The 18,440-nt window shown below is 68.3% G+C and carries 13 protein-coding genes, 2 tRNA genes and 1 pseudogene; 6 read left to right on the top strand and 10 right to left on the bottom strand.

Annotated features, from left to right (window positions below; translation table 11 throughout):
- Positions 1-76: 76 nt before the first annotated feature.
- The gene (gene dnaK, locus KGD87_RS05140; RefSeq protein WP_284666407.1) at positions 77-1,987 is read right to left on the bottom strand and encodes a molecular chaperone DnaK; all 1,911 of its coding nucleotides are present in this window, start codon (positions 1,985-1,987) and stop codon (positions 77-79) included.
- Between the two features lie 393 nt (positions 1,988-2,380).
- Here dnaK and KGD87_RS05135 point away from each other — a divergent pair, with 393 nt between their 5' ends.
- Positions 2,381-3,472, top strand: coding sequence for a diacylglycerol/lipid kinase family protein (locus KGD87_RS05135; protein ID WP_284666406.1), 1,092 nt, complete (start codon positions 2,381-2,383; stop codon positions 3,470-3,472).
- Between the two features lie 24 nt (positions 3,473-3,496).
- Here the strand turns inward: KGD87_RS05135 and KGD87_RS05130 are convergent, their stop codons facing one another.
- The 5 genes from KGD87_RS05130 to greB form a co-directional block, all read right to left on the bottom strand.
- Positions 3,497-4,258: an SAM-dependent methyltransferase gene (locus KGD87_RS05130; protein ID WP_284666405.1), complete on the bottom strand. Its 762-nt coding sequence runs from the start codon at positions 4,256-4,258 to the stop codon at positions 3,497-3,499.
- Between the two features lie 46 nt (positions 4,259-4,304).
- A complete protein-coding gene (locus tag KGD87_RS05125) occupies positions 4,305-4,610 on the bottom strand; it encodes an HP0495 family protein (protein ID WP_284666404.1) in 306 nt (101 codons plus the stop codon).
- Positions 4,611-4,625: 15 nt separating this feature from the next.
- On the bottom strand, positions 4,626-5,945 hold the full coding sequence (locus tag KGD87_RS05120) for a PhoH family protein (protein ID WP_163785557.1): 1,320 nt from the start codon (positions 5,943-5,945) through the stop codon (positions 4,626-4,628).
- 225 nt (positions 5,946-6,170) lie between these two features.
- Positions 6,171-7,118, bottom strand: a complete 948-nt coding sequence (locus KGD87_RS05115) for a deacetylase (protein WP_284666403.1) — start codon at positions 7,116-7,118, stop codon at positions 6,171-6,173.
- Between the two features lie 9 nt (positions 7,119-7,127).
- Complete coding sequence (greB, locus tag KGD87_RS05110) at positions 7,128-7,658, bottom strand: transcription elongation factor GreB (protein ID WP_163785561.1); 531 nt, start codon at positions 7,656-7,658, stop codon at positions 7,128-7,130.
- A gap of 190 nt (positions 7,659-7,848) precedes the next feature.
- Between greB and KGD87_RS05105 the strand changes: the two genes are divergently transcribed.
- Both KGD87_RS05105 and KGD87_RS05100 read left to right on the top strand, forming a co-directional pair.
- Positions 7,849-7,921: transfer RNA gene (locus KGD87_RS05105), tRNA-Lys, on the top strand.
- A 24-nt stretch (positions 7,922-7,945) separates the two neighbouring features.
- Positions 7,946-8,018, top strand: a tRNA-Glu gene (locus tag KGD87_RS05100).
- Between the two features lie 187 nt (positions 8,019-8,205).
- Here the strand turns inward: KGD87_RS05100 and KGD87_RS05095 are convergent.
- Complete coding sequence (locus tag KGD87_RS05095; protein WP_284666402.1) at positions 8,206-8,574, bottom strand: DUF2019 domain-containing protein; 369 nt, start codon at positions 8,572-8,574, stop codon at positions 8,206-8,208.
- Complete coding sequence (locus tag KGD87_RS05090; protein WP_284666401.1) at positions 8,574-9,413, bottom strand: hypothetical protein; 840 nt, start codon at positions 9,411-9,413, stop codon at positions 8,574-8,576. The genes KGD87_RS05095 and KGD87_RS05090 overlap by 1 nt, the downstream gene beginning before the upstream one ends.
- Before the next feature lie 441 nt (positions 9,414-9,854).
- Here KGD87_RS05090 and istA point away from each other — a divergent pair.
- Positions 9,855-11,097, top strand: a pseudogene (gene istA, locus KGD87_RS05085) (IS21 family transposase).
- Positions 11,094-11,882, top strand: coding sequence for an IS21-like element helper ATPase IstB (gene istB / locus KGD87_RS05080; RefSeq protein WP_284665371.1), 789 nt, complete (start codon positions 11,094-11,096; stop codon positions 11,880-11,882). The pseudogene istA and the gene istB overlap by 4 nt, the downstream one beginning before the upstream one ends.
- 822 nt (positions 11,883-12,704) lie before the next feature.
- Here the strand turns inward: istB and KGD87_RS05075 are convergent.
- Complete coding sequence (locus KGD87_RS05075; protein WP_284666400.1) at positions 12,705-13,790, bottom strand: PDDEXK family nuclease; 1,086 nt, start codon at positions 13,788-13,790, stop codon at positions 12,705-12,707.
- A gap of 279 nt (positions 13,791-14,069) precedes the next feature.
- Between KGD87_RS05075 and hrpA the strand changes: the two genes are divergently transcribed.
- Positions 14,070-17,780 carry an ATP-dependent RNA helicase HrpA gene (gene hrpA / locus KGD87_RS05070; RefSeq protein WP_284666399.1) on the top strand — a complete coding sequence of 1,237 codons (3,711 nt, stop codon included), beginning with the start codon at positions 14,070-14,072 and terminating at the stop codon, positions 17,778-17,780.
- 59 nt (positions 17,781-17,839) lie between these two features.
- Here the strand turns inward: hrpA and KGD87_RS05065 are convergent, their stop codons facing one another.
- Entirely contained in the window at positions 17,840-18,130 is a 291-nt protein-coding gene (locus KGD87_RS05065; RefSeq protein ID WP_284666398.1) for a hypothetical protein, read from the bottom strand.
- Positions 18,131-18,440: the final 310 nt, after the last annotated feature.

Here is an 18,440-nt window from a genome sequence, read left to right as displayed (position 1 = left end):
GACAGAAGGGCCGGCCCCCCACTCGCGTGGGAGCACCGGCCCTCTGCGTCACTTCAGGCGGCTCACCGCGCCGCGACTACGACTGGCGGAACTCGGCGTCCACCACGTCGTCCTTCTTCGCGCTGGCCTGCGAGCCCGGCGCCGCGGAAGGATCGGCCCCCGGAGCGCCCTCGGCGCCCGGAGCGCCGCCCGTGGCGCGGTACATCTCCTCGGCGGACTTGTAGCTGGCGGCCTGGAGCGCATCGAGCGCCGTCTTGATGGCGTCCTTGTCCTGGCCGTCGCGGACCTTGTTGAGCTCCGCCACCGCGTCCTCGAGCGCCTTCGCCGTGTCCGCGGACAGCTTGTCCTTGTTCTCCTTCAGCAGCTTCTCGGCCGCGTAGGACTGGCTCTCCGCCTGGTTCTTCATCTCCACCAGTTCGCGGCGGGACTTGTCGGCGGCCTCGTTGGAGCGGGCGTCGGCGACCATCTTCTCCACCTCGTCCTTCGCGAGGCCGGACGAGTGGGTGATGGTGACCTTCTGCTCCTTGCCCGTGGCCTTGTCCTTGGCGCTGACGTTGAGGATGCCGTTCGCGTCGATGTCGAACGTCACTTCAATCTGCGGCACGCCACGCGGCGCCGGCGGCATGCCCGTCAGGTGGAAGCGGCCGAGGCTGCGGTTGTCGCCCGCCATCTCACGCTCGCCCTGGAGCACGTGGATCTCCACCTGCGTCTGGCCGTCCGCGGCCGTGGAGAAGGTCTCCGACTTGCGCGTGGGGATGGTGGTGTTGCGCTCGATGAGCTTCGTCATCACCCCGCCCAGCGTCTCCACGCCCAGGCTCAGCGGCGTCACGTCCAGCAGGAGGATGTCCTTCACCTCGCCGGAGAGCACGCCGGCCTGCACCGCGGCGCCCACCGCGACGACTTCGTCCGGGTTCACCGAGCGGTTCGGCTCCTTGCCGAACAGGCGCTTCACGGCCTCCTGCACCTTCGGGATGCGCGTGGTGCCGCCGACGAGGACGATCTCGTTGAGGTCCTTCGGCTCCACGCCCGCGTCCTTGAGACACTTGCGGCAGGGCTCCAGCGAGCGCTCGATGAGGTCGTCAATCATCGCCTCGAACTTGGCGCGCGTGAGCTTGACGTTGAGGTGCTTGGGGCCCGTCGCGTCCGCGGTGAGGAACGGCAGGTTGACGTCCGTCTCCATCGCGGCGGACAGCTCGATCTTCGCCTTCTCCGCCGCCTCCTTCAGGCGCTGGAGGACCATCTTGTCCTTGCTGACGTCCAGCCCCGTGTCCTTCTTGAACTCGGAGATCAGCCAGTCCATGATCCGCAGGTCGATGTTGTCACCGCCCAGGTGCGTGTCGCCGTTGGTCGCGAGCACGTCGACCACGTTCTCACCTACCTCGAGGATGGACACGTCGAACGTGCCACCGCCGAAGTCATAGACGGCGATCTTCTCGTCCTTCTTCTTGTCCAGGCCGTACGCGAGCGCCGCGGCGGTCGGCTCGTTCACGATGCGGCGCACGGTGAGGCCCGCGATTTCACCCGCGTCCTTGGTGGCCTGGCGCTGGGCGTCGTTGAAGTACGCGGGGACGGTGATGACCGCCTCCGTCACCTTCTCACCCAGGTAGTTCTCCGCCGCGCGCTTCAGCTTCAGCAGCACCTGCGCGCTGATCTCCGGCGCGCTGTACTGCTTGCCGTCGATGTCCACGCGCGCGTCGCCGTTGGGGCCCCGGGCGACCTTGTAGGGGACCAGCGTGGCCTCCTCGGTCACCTCGTCGTGCCGCCGGCCCATGAAGCGCTTGCTGGAGTAGATGGTGCGCTCCGGGTTGGTGATGGCCTGGCGCTTCGCCACCTGACCGACCAGACGCTCGCCGTCCTTCGTGAACGCGACCACCGAGGGCGTGATGCGGCTGCCTTCCTCGTTGACGATCACCTTGGGCTCGCGACCCTCCATGATCGCGACCACACTGTTCGTGGTGCCCAGGTCGATCCCGATAATCTTGCCCACGGTTCGTATCCTCCGGAAAAGACTGCGTTTTCTTTGGAAACTTCTGATGTACGCCCAACGTAACCACCCACCCCTCACTGTCAAACGCGGGGGCCACCGGGCCGCACACCTGAAGGTGGCACTCCCCGCTGCGTAGCGCAGTGCGCAGGGCCACACGCACCGCGTCACAGTCTCGCCACTCGCACGCCACGGGTGCGTAACGCGCTCTACACCTCCGTCACCCCGCGGTAGCAACCGGGCAGGCTTCTGGACAGCAGGGAACGATTCAACCCCTTGGAATCTCAAGCTCGCCCGCCTGCTAACGCCGTGCGTCAGGGCTTGGCGAGGATTGTGCACAGGGCATGGGTGTCGCCGCCCGGTCCCCCACGGGCGCCAACCTTCGGAGCCGCCCTCATGCTGGTCCAGCCCCTCCGCTCTCCCGATCTCCGCCGTGCGCCCACCTCGGACGTCACCGCTGAGCCCAAGGTCGCGGTCCTGCTGAACGCCAACGCCCGGAAGGTCGACGCTCGGGTGGTGAAGTCCCTGTCCCACGTGGTGCCGGAGCAGGACCTGTTCCTCTCCCGCTCGCCGCTGGACGCCCGCCGCATCATCCAGACGGTGCTGGAGCGTGGCTACCCCATGGTCTTCACCGGTGGCGGTGACGGCACCTTCATGGGCTTCGTGAATGAAGTCCTCCACCAGGTCGGCCCGCGCGGCCGCTTCGCGGGGAAGACGGCGCCGCGCTTCGGCGTCCTCAAGCTGGGCACCGGCAATGGCCTGGCCGCCTACGTCAACGCCTCCGGCACCCGGGGCGACGGCATCCTCAATGACGTGCTGCGCGCCCGCACGGGCGAAGTCCCGGGCTACCGCCCCATGGACCTGCTGATGGTGGACGGGCAGCGCGCGCCGTTCGCCGGCCTGGGCGTGGATGGCAAGGTGCTCAACGACTACATCTGGGTGAAGGAGAACCTGGGCAAGGGCTTCTTCAAGAGCGTCCTCAGCGGCAGCGGCGGGTACTTCTCCGCGGTGGCCTGCAAGACGGTGCCTCACTACCTCACCCACTCCCACTGGGTGGAGTGTGAGGTCATCAACGGCGCCTCCGAGGCCTACCGGCTGAGCCCGGATGGCGGCCCCCTGGGTGAGCCGCTGGCCCCGGGCGCCACGCTGTTCCGCGGCCGGCTGATGTTGGCCGCGGCGGGCACCATGCCCTTCTATGGCTACGGCTTCCGCATGTTCCCCTTCGCGGGCCAGCGCCCGGGCTACATGCAGCTGCGGCTGGGCCAGGTGACGCCCACGCAGGTGCTCGCCCACCTGCCCAAGCTGTGGAACGGCCGCTGGTTCCCCGAAGGCCTGATGGACTTCCACGCGCGCGACGTCACCATCCGCTTCGCCAACCCCATGCCCTTCCAGGTGGGCGGCGACGCGGCCGGCTACCGCGAGCAGGTCACCATGTCCGTGGCTCCGGAGTCCGTCGAGCTGGTGGACTTCACCGGCGCGCTGAACTGAGCGCCCGCCGGGTGCCGCCCCTCGCTACCCGCGATCTCGGGACGCCGGGGGCTTTTCGCCCTGCTCCTTGCGCCGGACCACCACGAAGGCGTAGCTGACGCTGGCCTTGCCGTTGCTCTCGCGGTGCAGCGCCAGCTCCTCGCGGAGCGCGGCGGGCTGCGCGCCGGGGATGGACGAAAGGAACGCCTCGATGTCCCGGTAGTGCGCGTCCAGCTCCGCGTCATGGAGCGACTCGGCGGACTCGGGCTCGTAGCCGGCGCCCTCCGCCACCTGCAGCAGCTCGCGCGGCAGCAGCAGCGCCCCGGAGACGCGGCGCTCCCAGAAGTCGAGCGTGGCCTTGGGAGCAAAGCGCCCCACCCGCGCGGGGAACGTGAAGCCCAGCCGCCCGCGCTTCGCCAGCAGGCCGCGCATGTTCGCCAGCGTGGCCTTCAACGGGTAGAGCACGCGGCCCTGGATGAGGATGCCGTTGAACTCGCCGTCGGACAGGCCCAGCGCGTCCAGCGCCACGCGGCGGACTTCAATCTGCTCCGCCAGCCCCTGCGCCCGCACGCGCTCTCGCACCGGGTTGAGGACGGTGTCATCCGTGTCGGCCGCGACGACGGTGCAGCCCAGCTCCCGGGCGAGCAGCAGCGCGGCGCTTCCGTCGGGGCCACAGCCGAGCACCAGCACGCGCGAGCCGGGCTCCAGCTGGGCCACCTTCGCGAAGCGCCGCGTTGCATCATCCGAGCTGAAGGCGCGCCGGACATCCGCGGGGTGATACAGCGGGAAGGGCTCAGGCGGGCTCATGGCTTCCCATATACCCGCCTCGTCCAGAGACTTCCAGCCACGGCCCCTACAAGTAGTAGATGACCCGCTCGTCCTTGTGGAGCCCGTCGTAGATGGCGCGCCGCTGCTCTTCGGACAGCAGGTACACGGACACGCTCAAGGAGACGTACTTGCCCTTGCTGCTGGGTTGCTCGTGGATGGCGTCCGGCGAGAGCTCCGTGCCCATGAGCCGCTTGAACAGCTCACGGACATGCTCCATGAAGCCGGCCCCCTGCGCGCCCATCACCTTGAAGGTGTAGTCGGAGGGGTACTCAATGAGGGGCTTCTTCTCCCCTTCGCCGGCGGAGGGGCTTCCTGCGTCTTCCTTCGTCATGTCTCGTACCAGCGGCTACAGCAGGTTGGCGGCGAGCTCGGCCAGGGCGCTGCGCTCACCCTTGGACATGGTGATGTGCGCGGCGATCTTCTCGCTCTTGAAGCGGTTGACCACGTGGACCAGGCCGTTGTTCGTAGCGTCCACGTACGGGTTGTCAATCTGGAACGGGTCTCCCGTGAGGATGATCTTCGTGTTGTCGCCCACGCGGGTGATGATGGTCTTCACCTCGTGCGGCGTGAGGTTCTGGGCCTCGTCCACGATGATGAACTGGTTGGGCAGGCTGCGGCCACGGATGTACGTGAGCGGCTCTATCTCCATCAGCCCCAGGTCCAGCAGCTCGTGGTAGCCGCGCCCGGCCTTCTTGTCCGCGCGGCTGAGGTTCATCAGGAACTCCACGTTGTCGAAGATGGGCTGCATCCAGGGGTTCAGCTTCTCCTCGACGCTGCCGGGCAGATACCCGATGTCCCGGCCCAACGGGAAGATGGGACGGCTGACCAGCAGCTTCTGGTAGAGCCCCTCCTCCGTCACCTTCTGCAGCCCCGCGGCGATGGCGAGCAGCGTCTTGCCCGTGCCCGCCTTGCCGACGATGGTGACCAGCTTGATGTCGTCGTTGAGCAGCAGGTCCAGGCAGAAGGCCTGCTCCATGTTGCGCGGGCGGACGCCCCACGTGCCGTCCTTGATGTGCCGCACCAGCGGCACCAGCCGGCCCTTGGACCCGTTGAAGCGGCCCATGGCGGTATGGGACGGGTTCGTCTCGTCCTTGAGGAGCACCACCTGGTTGGCGAACAGGGACTCGGCGTCCGGCAGCTCCACCTCGGCGCCCTGGCGGTACATCTGGTCCACCAGGTCCTTGGGGACCAGCCGCTCGGCGAAGCCGGTGTACAGCTCCGTGATCTCCACCCGCTCGGTGTCGTAGTCCTGGGCGATGAGGCCCAGGGCGTCCGCGCGGATGCGCAGGTTGGTGTCCTTGGTGATGAAGACGGCCTGCGTGTCCGGCTCCGCCCCCATCAGGTCGAGCGCCACCCCGAGGATGCGGTTGTCCATCAGGTTGCTGTCCGCCATGGACGGCGGCAGCGCGCGCTCGGTGAAGCTCACCCGCAGCAGGCCACCGTGCGGCAGGGGCACCCCTTCCTTCAGGGAGCCCTCGGCGCGGAACGAATCCAGGTAGCGCGCCACCAGGCGCGCGTTGCGGCCCAGCTCGGAGAGATCGCGCTTGAACTGGTCGATCTCCTCGATGACGTAGATGGGGATGATGACGTTGTTGTCTTTGAAGCCGTAGATGCTGCGGGGATCGTGAAGAAGGACGTTGGTGTCGAGAATGAAGTTCTTACGCATCGTGGGTTGCGCGACCTGAAGGTTCGGCTGCGACCGCGAGGGACCTTGCGACGGTGAGTCTCCTGACCACTATAGGCACCCGCTCCAGGGGAAACAGCCTGCTTGTCGCCAGGATGTGCGGCTGTCCGAAACCCCACGCCCCAGGCGCCGGGGATGACGGCGGTCCCCACGGCGCCTTTCAGCGAGTCACCATGGATCAGCCCTGTAGCACGAGCGGCCGTCCGTTCAGTGCGCCACGACAGGCGCGAGCGGATCATACCCGAGCAGCTCCGCCACCCGCTCGGGCGGCGGCCCCGGGGGCATCCGCTCCCAGGGAAAGCTCCGCTGGAGCGTCTCCTCGTCGAGCGTGAGCTGCCGCCGGGCCTCCAGTTGGAGCGCGTCATCCCACGCGTTCGCATCGAAGTGCTGCCCCAGCCGCGAGCTCAGCGGAGACACCATGGGCGAAGGCTTGAAGGCCACGGCCGCGCCGTGCTCGTCCCGCATGCAGTTCAGCTCCACCGCCCACGCATGGAGCCAGCGCGGCAGGTGCCGCCCCGCCTGACGGAGCGCGAGGAAGCGGCCCTGCGCGGCGCCCTCCACGAAGAGGAAGCGGCGGTCATAGACGCAGGCGGCGGAGAAGGTGGAGGGCGTGAGGGCCAGGGCCTCGGTGCCGATGCGGCGGGCCATCAGCAGGAGCACGTCCAGGATGTGGCCGGCGAGCTTGAGCCCGGGGTGGCTCTGCCCAGGCAGGGGTGGCCGGTTCCAGTCAAAGGCGCGCCCCGGGTTCTGGAGCAACAGCGAGTCCAGGTACAGCAACGGCGTGGCGGCGAGCGCGTCACCGAGCCCCACCTCGGCGCCAGTGGTCCGCCGCAGGTCCAGGTCCGCCACGGGGACGTAGAACCGCCGGCTCCAGAGGATGATGCGGGGCCGGTACGGGTCCGTGCACACGACGCGAAGCTCCAGCGGTCCGACCCGCTCCTCGACGCGCTGGAAGAGCCCATAGGCGCGCAGGGCCCGCTCCAGGCCCTGGGGGCTGTAGGTGCCGAAGACGAGGTCCGCGCGGGAGTCTTCGGCGCTGCCCAGCCCCAGGTCTTCCAGGGTCATCCCCTCGCGCTCGGAGACGGCCAGGTCCGGCCCGCTCAGCGCCTGATAGATGCGACGGTAGCGGGGATTGACGGGCTGAGTCCGAGGCATGGCTCCCACCTATTCGTAGCGGATGTCCACCACCGTGAGTTCGATATCCCCGCGTGGCCGCCGTACCTCGACGGAGTCCCCCACGGCCTTGCGGAGGAGCGCCCGCCCCATGGGGGACTCCACGCTGATGCGCCCCCCGGAGGCGTCGATTTCGTCGGAGCCGACGATTTGATAGGTGCTTCGGCCGCCGTCCTCATCCTCCAGGCTGACCGTCGCGCCGAAGAAGACGCGGGAGCGGTCGGGCTGCTCGGCGGGCGTGACGATGGTGGCGGTGTCCAGGCGCTTCGTGAGGAAGCGGAGGCGGCGGTCGATTTCGCGCAGGCGCTTCTTCCCGTAGATGTACTCGGCGTTCTCGGAGCGGTCGCCCTGAGCGGCGGCGGCGGAGACCTCGGCCGTCACCTTGGGGCGCTCCTCGTTGAGGAGATGGACGAGCTCGCGGTGCAGGCGCTCGGCGCCCGCCCGGGTGAGGTAGCGACGGAACGGGGCCCGCTCGGCGTCGTCCTCGGGCTCCTGTTCATCCGGTTGTACGTCCTGGGACATGGTTCCTGTATATCGCCACGGGGTGACGCGAAGCGAAGGACGGTGGTCCGGACGTTCACCGGAGAGCGGTCGGGGCGCTGTCAGAAACGGCCCCATGCGCTCGCCAGTGGAAAGCGTCGCCGAGTGCTGGTAGGAAGCGCCTGCCCGGGGGCTTCCGGGTGGTGGCGAAAAATTTAAAAAAGAATAGTGCGAGTCGCTAGCTCAGCTGGTAGAGCACCGGCCTTTTAAGCCGAGGGTCGGGGGTTCGATCCCCCCGCGACTCATGTTGTCGCAGTAGAAGGTGTGCCGTCCCCGTCGTCTAGAGGCCCAGGACGCTGGCCTTTCAAGCCGGTAACACGGGTTCGAATCCCGTCGGGGACACTGTAAAAACGCGGGGTTGGACGGGTCAAACCGTCCAACCCCGTTCTTTTTTGGCGACGCCTTGGCGGTGTGGTGACGTTACGGCGGAGTGGGCAACAACCGCTGCCCCGTGGCGCGGTGTAGCGCGACACGTGAAGTCCGGATGCCTGCTCAGCACCGGAAACAAATTCACAACGCGCCCACATCGTCAGTCGAACGTCAGCCTACCCGCTCGCCACTCACTCAACACCGTTTCCGCATTGAACCTCGCGATGCTCGGTGGCCCGTTTGCAAGCTGTTCCAGTACGGCTTCAGCAGCCTGGGGAGCTGACTCCAGGGCATGTGACGCTGCCCACCCACGCACATGGGGATTCGCGCTCCCCAGCAAGTTCAAGAGCGCGCCAGAACCCTCGCTTTTCCGGGTTCGCAGCTCCTTCCAAACTGCATCGATCCGGCGAAACTGCGCATTGGCCTTCCGATGGTCACCCGTCTCGCTCGCCTGACCATGTGCCGCTGCGAACTCTTCGTACATCGAGGCTAGGTCCTGAAGAGAGAGCTTCTCCAGCGACGTCTTCATCAAGGGGAGGCTCCGAAATCGCGAAGGAGTTTCAGTCCGAACTCGCGCTGGGCTTCATAGGACTGTGCCCGCAGCCATTCTCGCACGGTCCTGCCTCCTGAAAACCGCTGGATCGACGAATAGAATGCGCTGACCCTGGTGTGAAGGTTCTTGTCGAGCGCGATGATGTTTTCCGTGTTGTGGAGCGACTTCGGGCCGAACCGCGCCACGTTTCCGTCCGTCTGCTCGACGATGTGATGCCATTCCTTCCCTGGTCCCGCTGGCCCCATCGCTCGTTTGAAGGACTTGAACGACGAGTAGGATTTCACGCCGGCAGGGCCCGAGGGTGGCGTCGCCCCCGAATTGCTCACCTCCCCTGCTCGCTGAAAGATAATGGCGGCACCAGGTCCGCCACTCAGTACCGCCGCCGCACGCCCTACAGGCACCGCCGCGATTCGCATGGCGACTGTGCCCTCGGCGGACAGCACGAGCGCTGGAACTTCCGCCGTGGCGAGAACTGTTCCCTCCAGCGTGCGCGTAGCGGCGGACACCGTGCCCCACGTGGCGATGAGGTTCGTTACCAGTTTTGAGACAGCCTGCACCTGCTCGCCCCTGGTCATGTACCGGAAGCGCTCCAGGTACTCGGGCGACGACTCCAGCAACGCCACGACGGCGACTGGCAGTCGTTGGAGTGCAGCGAGGTTGTCCGCTGGCGACGTCGAGAAGAACTTCCCTACCGCCAGCGCCAGCCCAACGAAGGCCTCTTCCGCCCCGTCCAACGTGCGGCTGATGACGTCGGCATCGTCGTGGACGTCAGCCAGAGGGAAGCCGCTGACCTCCTGCAGTTCGTCATTGAGCAACCGGAAAACCCTGTGCGCCCGTCGTAGAAGCGGCCCAGTTCGAAGCCACGGGACCGAAAGGCGCCATCCCGCCATTCGACAGGCGCCACCCGTTGCTGCGTTCTCCCGCTGCGCACCCACGCGAGGCATCCGTCAGGCCGGAGCACCACAAGATGATCGAAGCGCGCTACCCGGCGCTCCAACTCGGCCCACGACACCTCTCCTGTGGTCAACACCTCCCGCAGCATGAAGCCCACCGCGAGGCGTGCAGGGAACTGCCCCAGTGACACGTCCTTGCCCAAGAGCGCTTCGAGGAGCCGTGAAGCCTGGTGTAGAGCGACAGCAAAATTGACCCCCTCGTGCCACTAAAACTGACCCCCTCTCCGGGCCTGCAAACCAGGGAGGTAGGCAGCAATGGAAGGGACAGCAGTAGTAGCCCTCCGCTCGACAGCGGAGGAGTCGATGGTCGAGCAGGAAGTGGTGCGGCAGGTGCGCGTGCTGGCGGAGGCGGGCTGGGGCGCCAAGCGCATCGCGCGTGAGGTGGGCGTGGCGCGCAACACGGTGCGGCGCTACCTGCGTGCGGGGAGTGCGGCCGACACGCAGGTCCGACCGAAGGCCCGGCGGCTCACCGAGAGCGAGCAGCAGCGCGCGGTGGAACTCTGGGATTCGGCTGCTGAAGGTAACGCCGTTGTCGTCAAGGCGCTGCTGGCGCAGGAGGGAGTGGAGGCCAGCGTGCGCACCGTGCAACGCGCGGTGGAGAAGAGGCGGCGCCAGGTGCACGCAGCTCAGACGGCGACGGTGCGGTTCGAGACGAAGCCAGGGCAGCAGATGCAGGTGGACTTCGGCGAGAAGAAGGTGCGGCTGGGCGGGCAGGTGGTGAAGGTCTTCCTGCTGGTGGCGGTGCTCTCGTTCTCCAGGCGCTTGTTCGTGCGAGCCTTCCTCAACCAGCGCGGGGACGACTGGCGCGAGGGCGTGGCCGCGGCCTTCGTGCACTTCGGGGCGTGCCGCTGGAGGTGCTCTCGGACAACGCCCGGCCCCTGGTGGAAGAGAACAACCGGCAGGCGGGCACCGTGCGCTTCCACCCGGCCTGGGTGCAGTTCTGCCGGGACTGGGACGTGACGCCCAAGGCGTGCGGGCCCTACCGCGCTCGCACCAAGGGCAAGACGGAGTCGGGCGTCAAGTACGTCAAGCGCAACGCGCTGGCGGGCCGGGACTTCGAGGCCTTCGGTGCGATGGAGGCCCACCTGGCGCAGTGGATGGGCGAGGCGGATGAGCGCGTGCACGGCACCACGCACGAGCCGCCCCTGGAGCGCTTCGAGCGCGAGGAGAAGGCCGCCCTGCGCCCGCTGCCCCTGCGAGTGCTGCCGCGCCGTCACCAGCGGCTCAAGCGCAAGGTGGCCAACGACGCGCTCGTGGACGTGGACACAGTGCGCTACAGCGTGCCGCACCGGCTGGTGCGTGAGAATGTCGAGGTGCAGGTGGGGACGACGAGGTGCGCATCTTCCACGCCGGTGCGCTGGTGGCCACGCACGCTCGCCATCGGCAGCCGCACGCGCGCGTCGTCGACCCGGCGCATTGGGAGGGGCTGTGGCGTCCGCGTGACGAGGAACGCTCCGAGAAGGACTCGTCGCTGACAGGCCTCGGGCGCTCGCTGGAGGACTACGCCGCCGTCGTGGAGCAGGACTCGAAGCGAGGTGCCGCATGAGCCACGACCTGGTCCACGCGCGCGTACGGGAGCACCTGGGCCGGCTGCGCCTGGGCCACCTGGCCGAGCGGCTCGACGCGCTGCTGTCGGAGGCGGCCCGCACCGAGCCCACCTACCTGGACTTCCTCGACGCGCTGCTGCGCGAGGAGATAGGCGCCAAGCAGAAGAAGCGCGTGAGCATGGGAATCACCATCGCCCACTTCCCCGCGGTGAAGACGCTGGAGGACTTCGACTTCAAGGCGCAGCCCTCGGTGGACAGCAAGCTGGTGCGGGAGCTGGCCACCGGACGCTTCATCGCGCAGACCGAGAACGTGCTGCTCTTCGGCCCGCCGGGCGTGGGCAAGACGCACCTGGCGATTGGACTGGGACGGGCGGCAGTGGAGGCCGGGCACTCGGTCCTCTTCACCAGCGCGACGGCGCTGCTGGCGGCGCTGGCCAAGGCCGAGAGCGAAGGGGCCCTCAAGGACAAGCTCAACTACTTCGCCAAGCCCAAGCTGCTCATCATCGACGAGCTGGGCTACCTGCCCTTCGAGAAGAGGAGCGCGCACCTCTTCTTCCAACTGGTGGCGCGACGCTACGAGAAGGGCAGCCTGCTGATTACCACCAACCAGTTGGTGGGCCAGTGGGGCGGCGTCTTCGGCGACGACGTGCTGGCCGCCGCCATCCTCGACCGACTGCTGCACCACAGCCACACGGTGCTCATCCAGGGCGACAGCTACCGGCTACGCCAGAAGCGCAAGGCGGGGCTGCTGGGCCGCAGCGCGCCGCCTGGCAACGACGGCTGAGTCGAGCACGAGCGCAGTGCCTCGGACGTGGCCTGCGCGCGCCCTCGCTTGAGAAGCAGCGAGGGCGCGCTCCGGCGGACGCACGCAGGGAAACGACGTAGCATCACGGCGCAGTCCAACTGGGCCCGGGGAGGGGGGCAGTTTTAGTGACGTAAGGGGGTCAAAAGTTCCTGTCGCCTGACACCTGGGTCGGAGTGAGTGCACTTCCCGATATGGGACGCGCGTCCCGCGCGTCCAGCCCCGCGATGCGAAGCAACGTGGCGAACGAATCGCTTTTCGCTCCTCGCGGGGAACGATCCCCAAGGAAGGTCTCTCCCATCAATGGAGAGCGGCGGAAAAGCAGCGATCTGGGAGGCCCCTCCGTTGCGTCCTCTGGATGCTGCCGGTCGGCGGATTCGCGCGCCTCCGTCCGCCCCTCTCCAGGGAGTCCTGCGCGTTGCTGGAATGCGTTTCTGCGAGATGACGAGTCAACCCCGGTGCAACCCAAGACAACGAGGACGACGCAAAAGACCCAATAACAAGCACGCATTCCTCACCTCCGCCCCCAGGGGAGGCAACCAGAGCGAATACTGGCACGCGCGTCTGACACGTCCAGACGAGCGGCAGATTGGTGAAACTCTACGACGTCACGCAGACCTTCCCATATGTATTCAGGGGAGGGGCTCGTCGCGAATCGAAACCACTCAGGAGTGGGATTGAGGCACTGAGTCGCCCCCCAGAATGCAACTTATGGCATTAGGCAAAGCGTTCGCAAAGCCGCTGGACGCACCTCAACCTGGAGGGGAGAGAGCGACGCACTTCGTCGCCCCGCCCCCAGCGCGCCTACGATTCCTTCGTCTGAGCCGCGAGCTGGGGAAGCTGCGTGCGAAGGACCTCGGCCCAGGCATCCAGGCGGCCCGCGATTGATTCGATGCGCGGGGTCTTTCCGTCGAGTCGCACCTGCCACTTCGTGTGAGCGCCCCAGGGCATGGCGGCGACCGTTCCACCCCACGCGGAGGCGAGCGCCTCGCTGTAACGCCTCCCGAAGTCCTCCGTGCTCCCCATGCCGGCCTCGTTCGTCCAGACCTGCCCATCCCGCTGGATGATGCCAAGGTTCACGGTCCTGCCATCCGGCGCCTCCCACTTGAGGCTGAGTGCGCGGCGAAAGTCGCCGGATACCCCCAGGGCGGAGAGCTGGACGATGAACCTCTGAAGCTGCTCCGGCAGCTTCGGGTCCCGCGCCCGCATCGTGTCGAAGAACTCCTCCGCGCTGATGTTTCCGGAGAAACGGTTCACTTCCAGCACCGCCGACGCGGGAACCACAGGCGTCACGGTGACGTGCCCGTCCTCGATTCGCACGACTCCACGCTCGACCATCTGCGTGCGCAACAGGGTCCGAGGAATGACGAGGCGGCCCTGCCCTCCGGGCAGCAGGAACACCGACAGCTCGACGAGCGCGAACGTGAAGCGGAAGCCCGCATGAAGCTGAAGCACCTCAATCAATTGCTCCGTGCCCTCGCGAATTCCGTCACCGACGACCAGGACCAGGATGCGCCCGCGCTTCAAGTTCCGGCTGACCGCGTCGATGAACTCGGGCTCCGGCAGCCGCAGCGCTTCCGGCACCACCTCCCAGAGGCGCTGCGGCTTCTGCCCTCCTCGGAGCTGGCCGCCCAGGGCAGCGGCTTCGAACTCAGCGTAGCTCATGCGGAACAGGCAACTCGCATAGTCCAGGGACTGTGCGACGACCTCCCGCCGGGCCTGGGGGTTTCGCCATAGCTTGGCTTCCGCGATGACAATCTGCCCGTCCGCGGTGATGAACAGGTTGTCGATGAAGCCGCGCGGGGTTCGCATCTCGCGGCACACGGAGATGAGCCCCTCGATGGCGCCCTCGATTTCGGCGACCGGCAGAACTTCGGGGTGCTCGAACATGAGCTCCTGGAGGAACGCCTCCTGAAAGGTCCCGTCAGCCCCACCGGTCAGCGGGACTGGCGTCAAAGGAGCCTGGGAGCCAGATGCCAGGAGTACGGGGGTGCCATCACGCCGGTTCGTTCGTGCCATGCGCTCGAGAAGATACCCATTCACGAGGCTCCGCTGCCTTCAGGATGAGCGCACGCATCCCCGCCCGCGTCACTGCGGCGCGTTACTCGACTTGGCGCGCCCATCACCTCGTGTTCCCCGGCGTGCGCTTCAGTGATAGGCCCTGCTGCCATGTCCGGCGACTCACCCGTCCCCACCTCCGGCGGCTTGCCCACCCTGCACTTCCCCCCCGAGCTCCCCATCTCGAGCCGGGTGGAGGACATCACCGCGGCCATCGCCGCCCATCAGGTGGTCATTGTCGCGGGGGCCACCGGCTCGGGGAAGACGACGCAGTTGCCGAAAGTCCTGCTCGCCATGGGGCGCGGCCGCCCGCGCCAGATTGGCGTCACCCAGCCCCGGCGTATCGCCGCGACGAGCGTGGCGGCGCGCGTGGCACGCGAGCTCGGCACGGAGCTGGGCACGGACGTCGGCTACCAGATTCGCTTCGAGGACCGCTCGTCCCGGCAGACGGCCGTGAAGTTCATGACCGACGGCGTCCTCCTCGCGCAGATTCACAGCGACCCGCTCCTGCGCCGCTACGACACCATCGTGCTCGACGAGGCCCACGAGCGCAGCCTCACCATCGACTTCCTGCTCGGGTGGCTCAAGCGCATCCTCCCCAGACGCCCCGACCTCAAGGTCGTGGTGAGCTCGGCCACCATCGAGACCGAGCGCTTCTCGCGGTTCTTCGGGGGGGCGCCGGTCATCCAGGTGGAGGGCCATACCTTTCCGGTGGACGTGCTCTACGAGCCGCCTCCCGAGGACGCCGAGCTCGCCGACTCCGTCGCCGATGCGGTGGCGGACGTGCTCTCGCTCGACCCGGACGGGGACGTCCTCGTGTTCCTCCCCGGGGAGCGGGAGATCCGCGAGGCCGAGAATGCCCTGAACGCGCGCGAGCTCCGCGACACGGTGGTGCAGCCCCTCTATGCGCGCCTGTCGGCCGCCGAGCAGTCGCGCGTCTTCGCCACCATCCCCCAGCGCCGGGTCATCCTCGCCACCAACGTCGCGGAGACGTCGGTCACCATCCCGGGCATCGTGTACGTCGTGGACACGGGGGTGGCGCGCCTGTCGCGCTACGAGCCGCGCTCGGGCACCACGCGCCTGCACATCGAGCCCGTCTCCCAGGCCAGCGCCGACCAGCGCAAGGGGCGCTGCGGCCGCGTGCGCGAGGGCATCTGCGTGCGCCTCTACGACGAGGCGAGCTTCACCACGCGGCCCGCCTTCACCGACCCCGAAATCAAGCGCACCGGGCTCGCGGGGGTCATCCTGCGGATGAAGTCCCTGGGCCTCGGTGACGTCGAGGACTTCCCCTTCCTCGACCCGCCCCAGCCGAAGGCCATCGCCGAGGGCTGGCGGGTGCTCGAGGAGCTCGGGGCCATCGAGGGCAAGGAGCGCACTTTGACGCCGCTCGGGCACCAGCTCGCGCGCTTCCCGGTGGACCCGCGCATCGCGCGGATGATTCTCGCCGGCGCCGAGTACGGGTGCCTGGACGAGGTGCTCATCGTCGCCGCGGCGCTCAACCTGCAGGACCCGCGCGAGCGGCCACGCGAGGCCGCGCAGAAGGCGGACGAGCTGCACCGGCGCTTCCGTGACGAGCACTCGGACTTCACGGGGCTCCTCAAGCTGTGGGCGTTCGTGCGCGAGGCCGACGGCCGGGGGACGTCCCATCTGCGGCGCGTGTGCCGGGACAACTTCCTGTCCTTCCTGCGGGTGCGCGAGTGGCGGGACGTCCAGCGCCAGCTCGAGGAGACCGTCCGCGAGCTGCGCCTGCCGCGCAAGGGCCGGGGCGCCCCGGCGCGAGGGGACGTCCTGCACCAGGCGCTCCTCACCGGGCTCCTGTCCCGCATCGGCCAGTGGAATCCGGAGCAGCGCCACTATACGGGCGCGAAGCAGACGCGCTTCATGGTTCACCCCTCGTCGGCGCTCGCGAAGAAGCCCCCTGCCTGGGTGATGGCGTTCGAGCTCGTGGAGACGTCCCAGCTGTTCGCGCGCACCGTGGCGAAGCTCGACCCGGAGTGGCTCGCGGCGGCGGCCCCCCACCTGCTCAAGCGCAGCTACTCCGAACCGCACTGGTCGGAGAAGTCCGCGCGCGCCGTGGTGAAGGAGAACGCGACCCTCTTCGGGCTTCAGGTCTTCAAGGAGCGCCCCGTGGCCCTGGCCAGCATGGACCCCGCCCGGGCACGGCTGATGTTCCTCGAGCATGCCCTGGTGCGCGGCGAGTACCGCACCCGGGGGGCGTTCCAGGAGAAGAACCGCCAGGTGCTCGAGCGCGTGGCGCGCCTGCGGGACAAGGCCCGGCGCAGCGAGCTGCTCGACAGCGAGGCGCTGCTGACGTTCTTTGACCGGCGCCTCCCGGCGGACGTGACGGACGGAGCGGGCTTCGAGGTCTGGCGCCGCAAGGCCGAGGCGGCCGACCCCGACGTGCTCGTCCTCTCGATGGAGGACGCTCTCTCGCACGACCCGGACCTGTCCCCAGCGCACTACCCGGACACCATCCCCCTGCACGGCGCGTCCGTGCCGGTGACGTACACCTTCGACCCCTCGGCCGAGGACGACGGCATCACCCTGAGCGTGCCCCTGCTGCTGCTCGCCCAGCTCGTCCCAGGTGAGCTCGACTGGACCATCCCCGGGTGGCAGCGGGAGAAGCTCACCGCCCTGCTCGAGCAGGTCCCCCGCGCCCAGCGCAAGCAACTGGGGCCGGTGCCGGCCCTGGTCGACCGTCTCGAGAAGGAACTGGTCCCCTTCCGCGGGCCGATGATTCCAGCGCTCGTGCGTGCGGTGTCCCGGCTGTGCGGCGTGGACGTGCCCGAGGAGTCCCTCCGGACGGATACCGTGGTGCCGTACCTGCGCATCACACTCCGGGTGCTCGACGAGCGGGGAAAGGAGCTCGCGCGGAGCCGCGATGCCGACGCGCTGCTCGAGCAGCACGGGGGACGTGCACGGGCGGCGCTGCGCAGCGCGGCACCGGCTTCGGACTGGGAGCGCAAGGGCCTGACGGCCTGGACCTTCGGCGAGCTGCCCCCCGTGGTCACCCGGCGGGTCGGCGGGCTCGACGTTCGCAGCTACCCCGCGCTCGTCGACCGGGGCGCTGCCGTGGACCTGGTGCTGCTCGAGACCTCCGCCGCCGCCGAGGCGGCCACGCGCACGGGGGTCCGCCGGCTCCTGATGCTCGCCGCGCGGGGACACGTGGCCGTCAGCGCCGCGCGCATGCCGCTGCCCTTCCCGTCCCTGGACGGCGCGCCGCCCGCGCGGGGCCAGGCCGACGCCTTCCGGGCGCTCGTCCTCGCACGCGGCGTCGACGATGCGTTCAAGCTCGCACCGGGTGCGCCGCTGCCCCGCACGAAGGAGGCCTTCGAGTCACTTGTCCGAGAGGGCTCACCGCGCATCGAGAGCGCGGCCCGGGACTGGGCGAACGCCGTCGTTGTCACCTCCTCGGAGCTCGCCGCGACGCTCGCCGCACTCAAGACGGCATCAAAGGGGCCGAGCGGCGCGGCGGCCGTGCGGGACCTCCGCTCGCAGCTCGGGCACCTGTTCCCCGCGAACCTCATCGAGTGGATTCCCTTCGTGCGCCTGCTGCACTACCCGCGCTACCTCCGCGCGGCCCAGGCACGGCTGTCGCGTGCGGTGGCGAACCCCGGCAAGGACGCGGGGAAGGCCGCGCCCTTCACTCCCCTGTGGGAGACCTTCCTCGCCAGGCGCGCCACCGTGCGTGACCAGGGGGCGGCGCAGGAGCTGCGGTGGGCCTTCGAGGAGCTCCGCGTGGCCATCTTCGCTCCGGAGGTGACGACGCCCGTGTCGGTGACGGTGGCGAAGGTCGGCGCGGCCCTCGCGGCGCTGCGCTAGAAACGGGTAGCGCCACCTCGCCAGGGTGTCGCACCGCGGGGCCCACGGCACCGCTGCCGCTACGGACAGATGAAGAAGATGTCCGTGTAATACGCAGTCACCTGCCCCGACTGCCCGATGTACCCCGAGCAGTCGGCGTGCCACGCCCCCGCCCAGTTCACCTTGGCCGCCTCACGGTAGTAGGTCCGGTGCTGGCCGTACCGCGTTCCACCACCAGGCTCCTCCGCGCGCTGCTCCACCGTGCGCATGTCGCCCATGGGAAGCCCGGCCTCCGACTCCGACTCAGCCGGTCCACCGCAAGCGCTGAGAAGCAGCGCGGAGATTCCAACGACCCAACGAGACAGCGCCATCTGGGACTCCTTGTCGTGAGAAATGTTTCGAAGTTGCAGTTGAAATCTTATCGAGACAGGGCTTGGCGCGTCCACCCTGCGTGAAGGTCTGGTGGAAGAAGTCCGCGTACGGGACGCCCCGGGCGGTGTTGAACGGTGGCCACGGCCACGCCGCGAGGAAAGGCCATCTTGAAGTCCTCGTAGCCCATGTGCGCCGACAGCGTGGGCGGCGTGGGGCTGTCAGGACATGCGTCGCGCATGACGCGCAGCAAGTCTGCATTGCCCCAGCGGAAACCCCTTAGTCTGACATCCCAATGGCGTACGCCACACC

Origin of the sequence: Myxococcus sp. SDU36 (assembly GCF_030168875.1) — a bacterium.
GTDB lineage: Bacteria > Myxococcota > Myxococcia > Myxococcales > Myxococcaceae > Myxococcus > Myxococcus vastator.
The sequence above is the reverse complement of the archived record's forward strand: the minus strand, read 5'-3'. Positions and strand labels throughout refer to the sequence as shown.

Bases quoted from the DNA above. Each gene is read 5' to 3' on its own strand.
- KGD87_RS05135 (WP_284666406.1), top strand. From the start codon at position 2,381: ATGCTGGTCCAGCCCCTCCGCTCTCCCGATCTCCGCCGTGCGCCCACC.
- KGD87_RS05130 (WP_284666405.1), bottom strand. From the start codon at position 4,258: ATGAGCCCGCCTGAGCCCTTCCCGCTGTATCACCCCGCGGATGTCCGG.
- KGD87_RS05125 (WP_284666404.1), bottom strand. From the start codon at position 4,610: ATGACGAAGGAAGACGCAGGAAGCCCCTCCGCCGGCGAAGGGGAGAAG.
- KGD87_RS05120 (WP_163785557.1), bottom strand. From the start codon at position 5,945: ATGCGTAAGAACTTCATTCTCGACACCAACGTCCTTCTTCACGATCCC.
- KGD87_RS05115 (WP_284666403.1), bottom strand. From the start codon at position 7,118: ATGCCTCGGACTCAGCCCGTCAATCCCCGCTACCGTCGCATCTATCAG.
- greB (WP_163785561.1), bottom strand. From the start codon at position 7,658: ATGTCCCAGGACGTACAACCGGATGAACAGGAGCCCGAGGACGACGCC.
- KGD87_RS05095 (WP_284666402.1), bottom strand. From the start codon at position 8,574: ATGAAGACGTCGCTGGAGAAGCTCTCTCTTCAGGACCTAGCCTCGATG.
- istB (WP_284665371.1), top strand. From the start codon at position 11,094: ATGAGCCACGACCTGGTCCACGCGCGCGTACGGGAGCACCTGGGCCGG.
- KGD87_RS05075 (WP_284666400.1), bottom strand. From the start codon at position 13,790: ATGTTCGAGCACCCCGAAGTTCTGCCGGTCGCCGAAATCGAGGGCGCC.
- hrpA (WP_284666399.1), top strand. From the start codon at position 14,070: ATGTCCGGCGACTCACCCGTCCCCACCTCCGGCGGCTTGCCCACCCTG.
- KGD87_RS05065 (WP_284666398.1), bottom strand. From the start codon at position 18,130: ATGGCGCTGTCTCGTTGGGTCGTTGGAATCTCCGCGCTGCTTCTCAGC.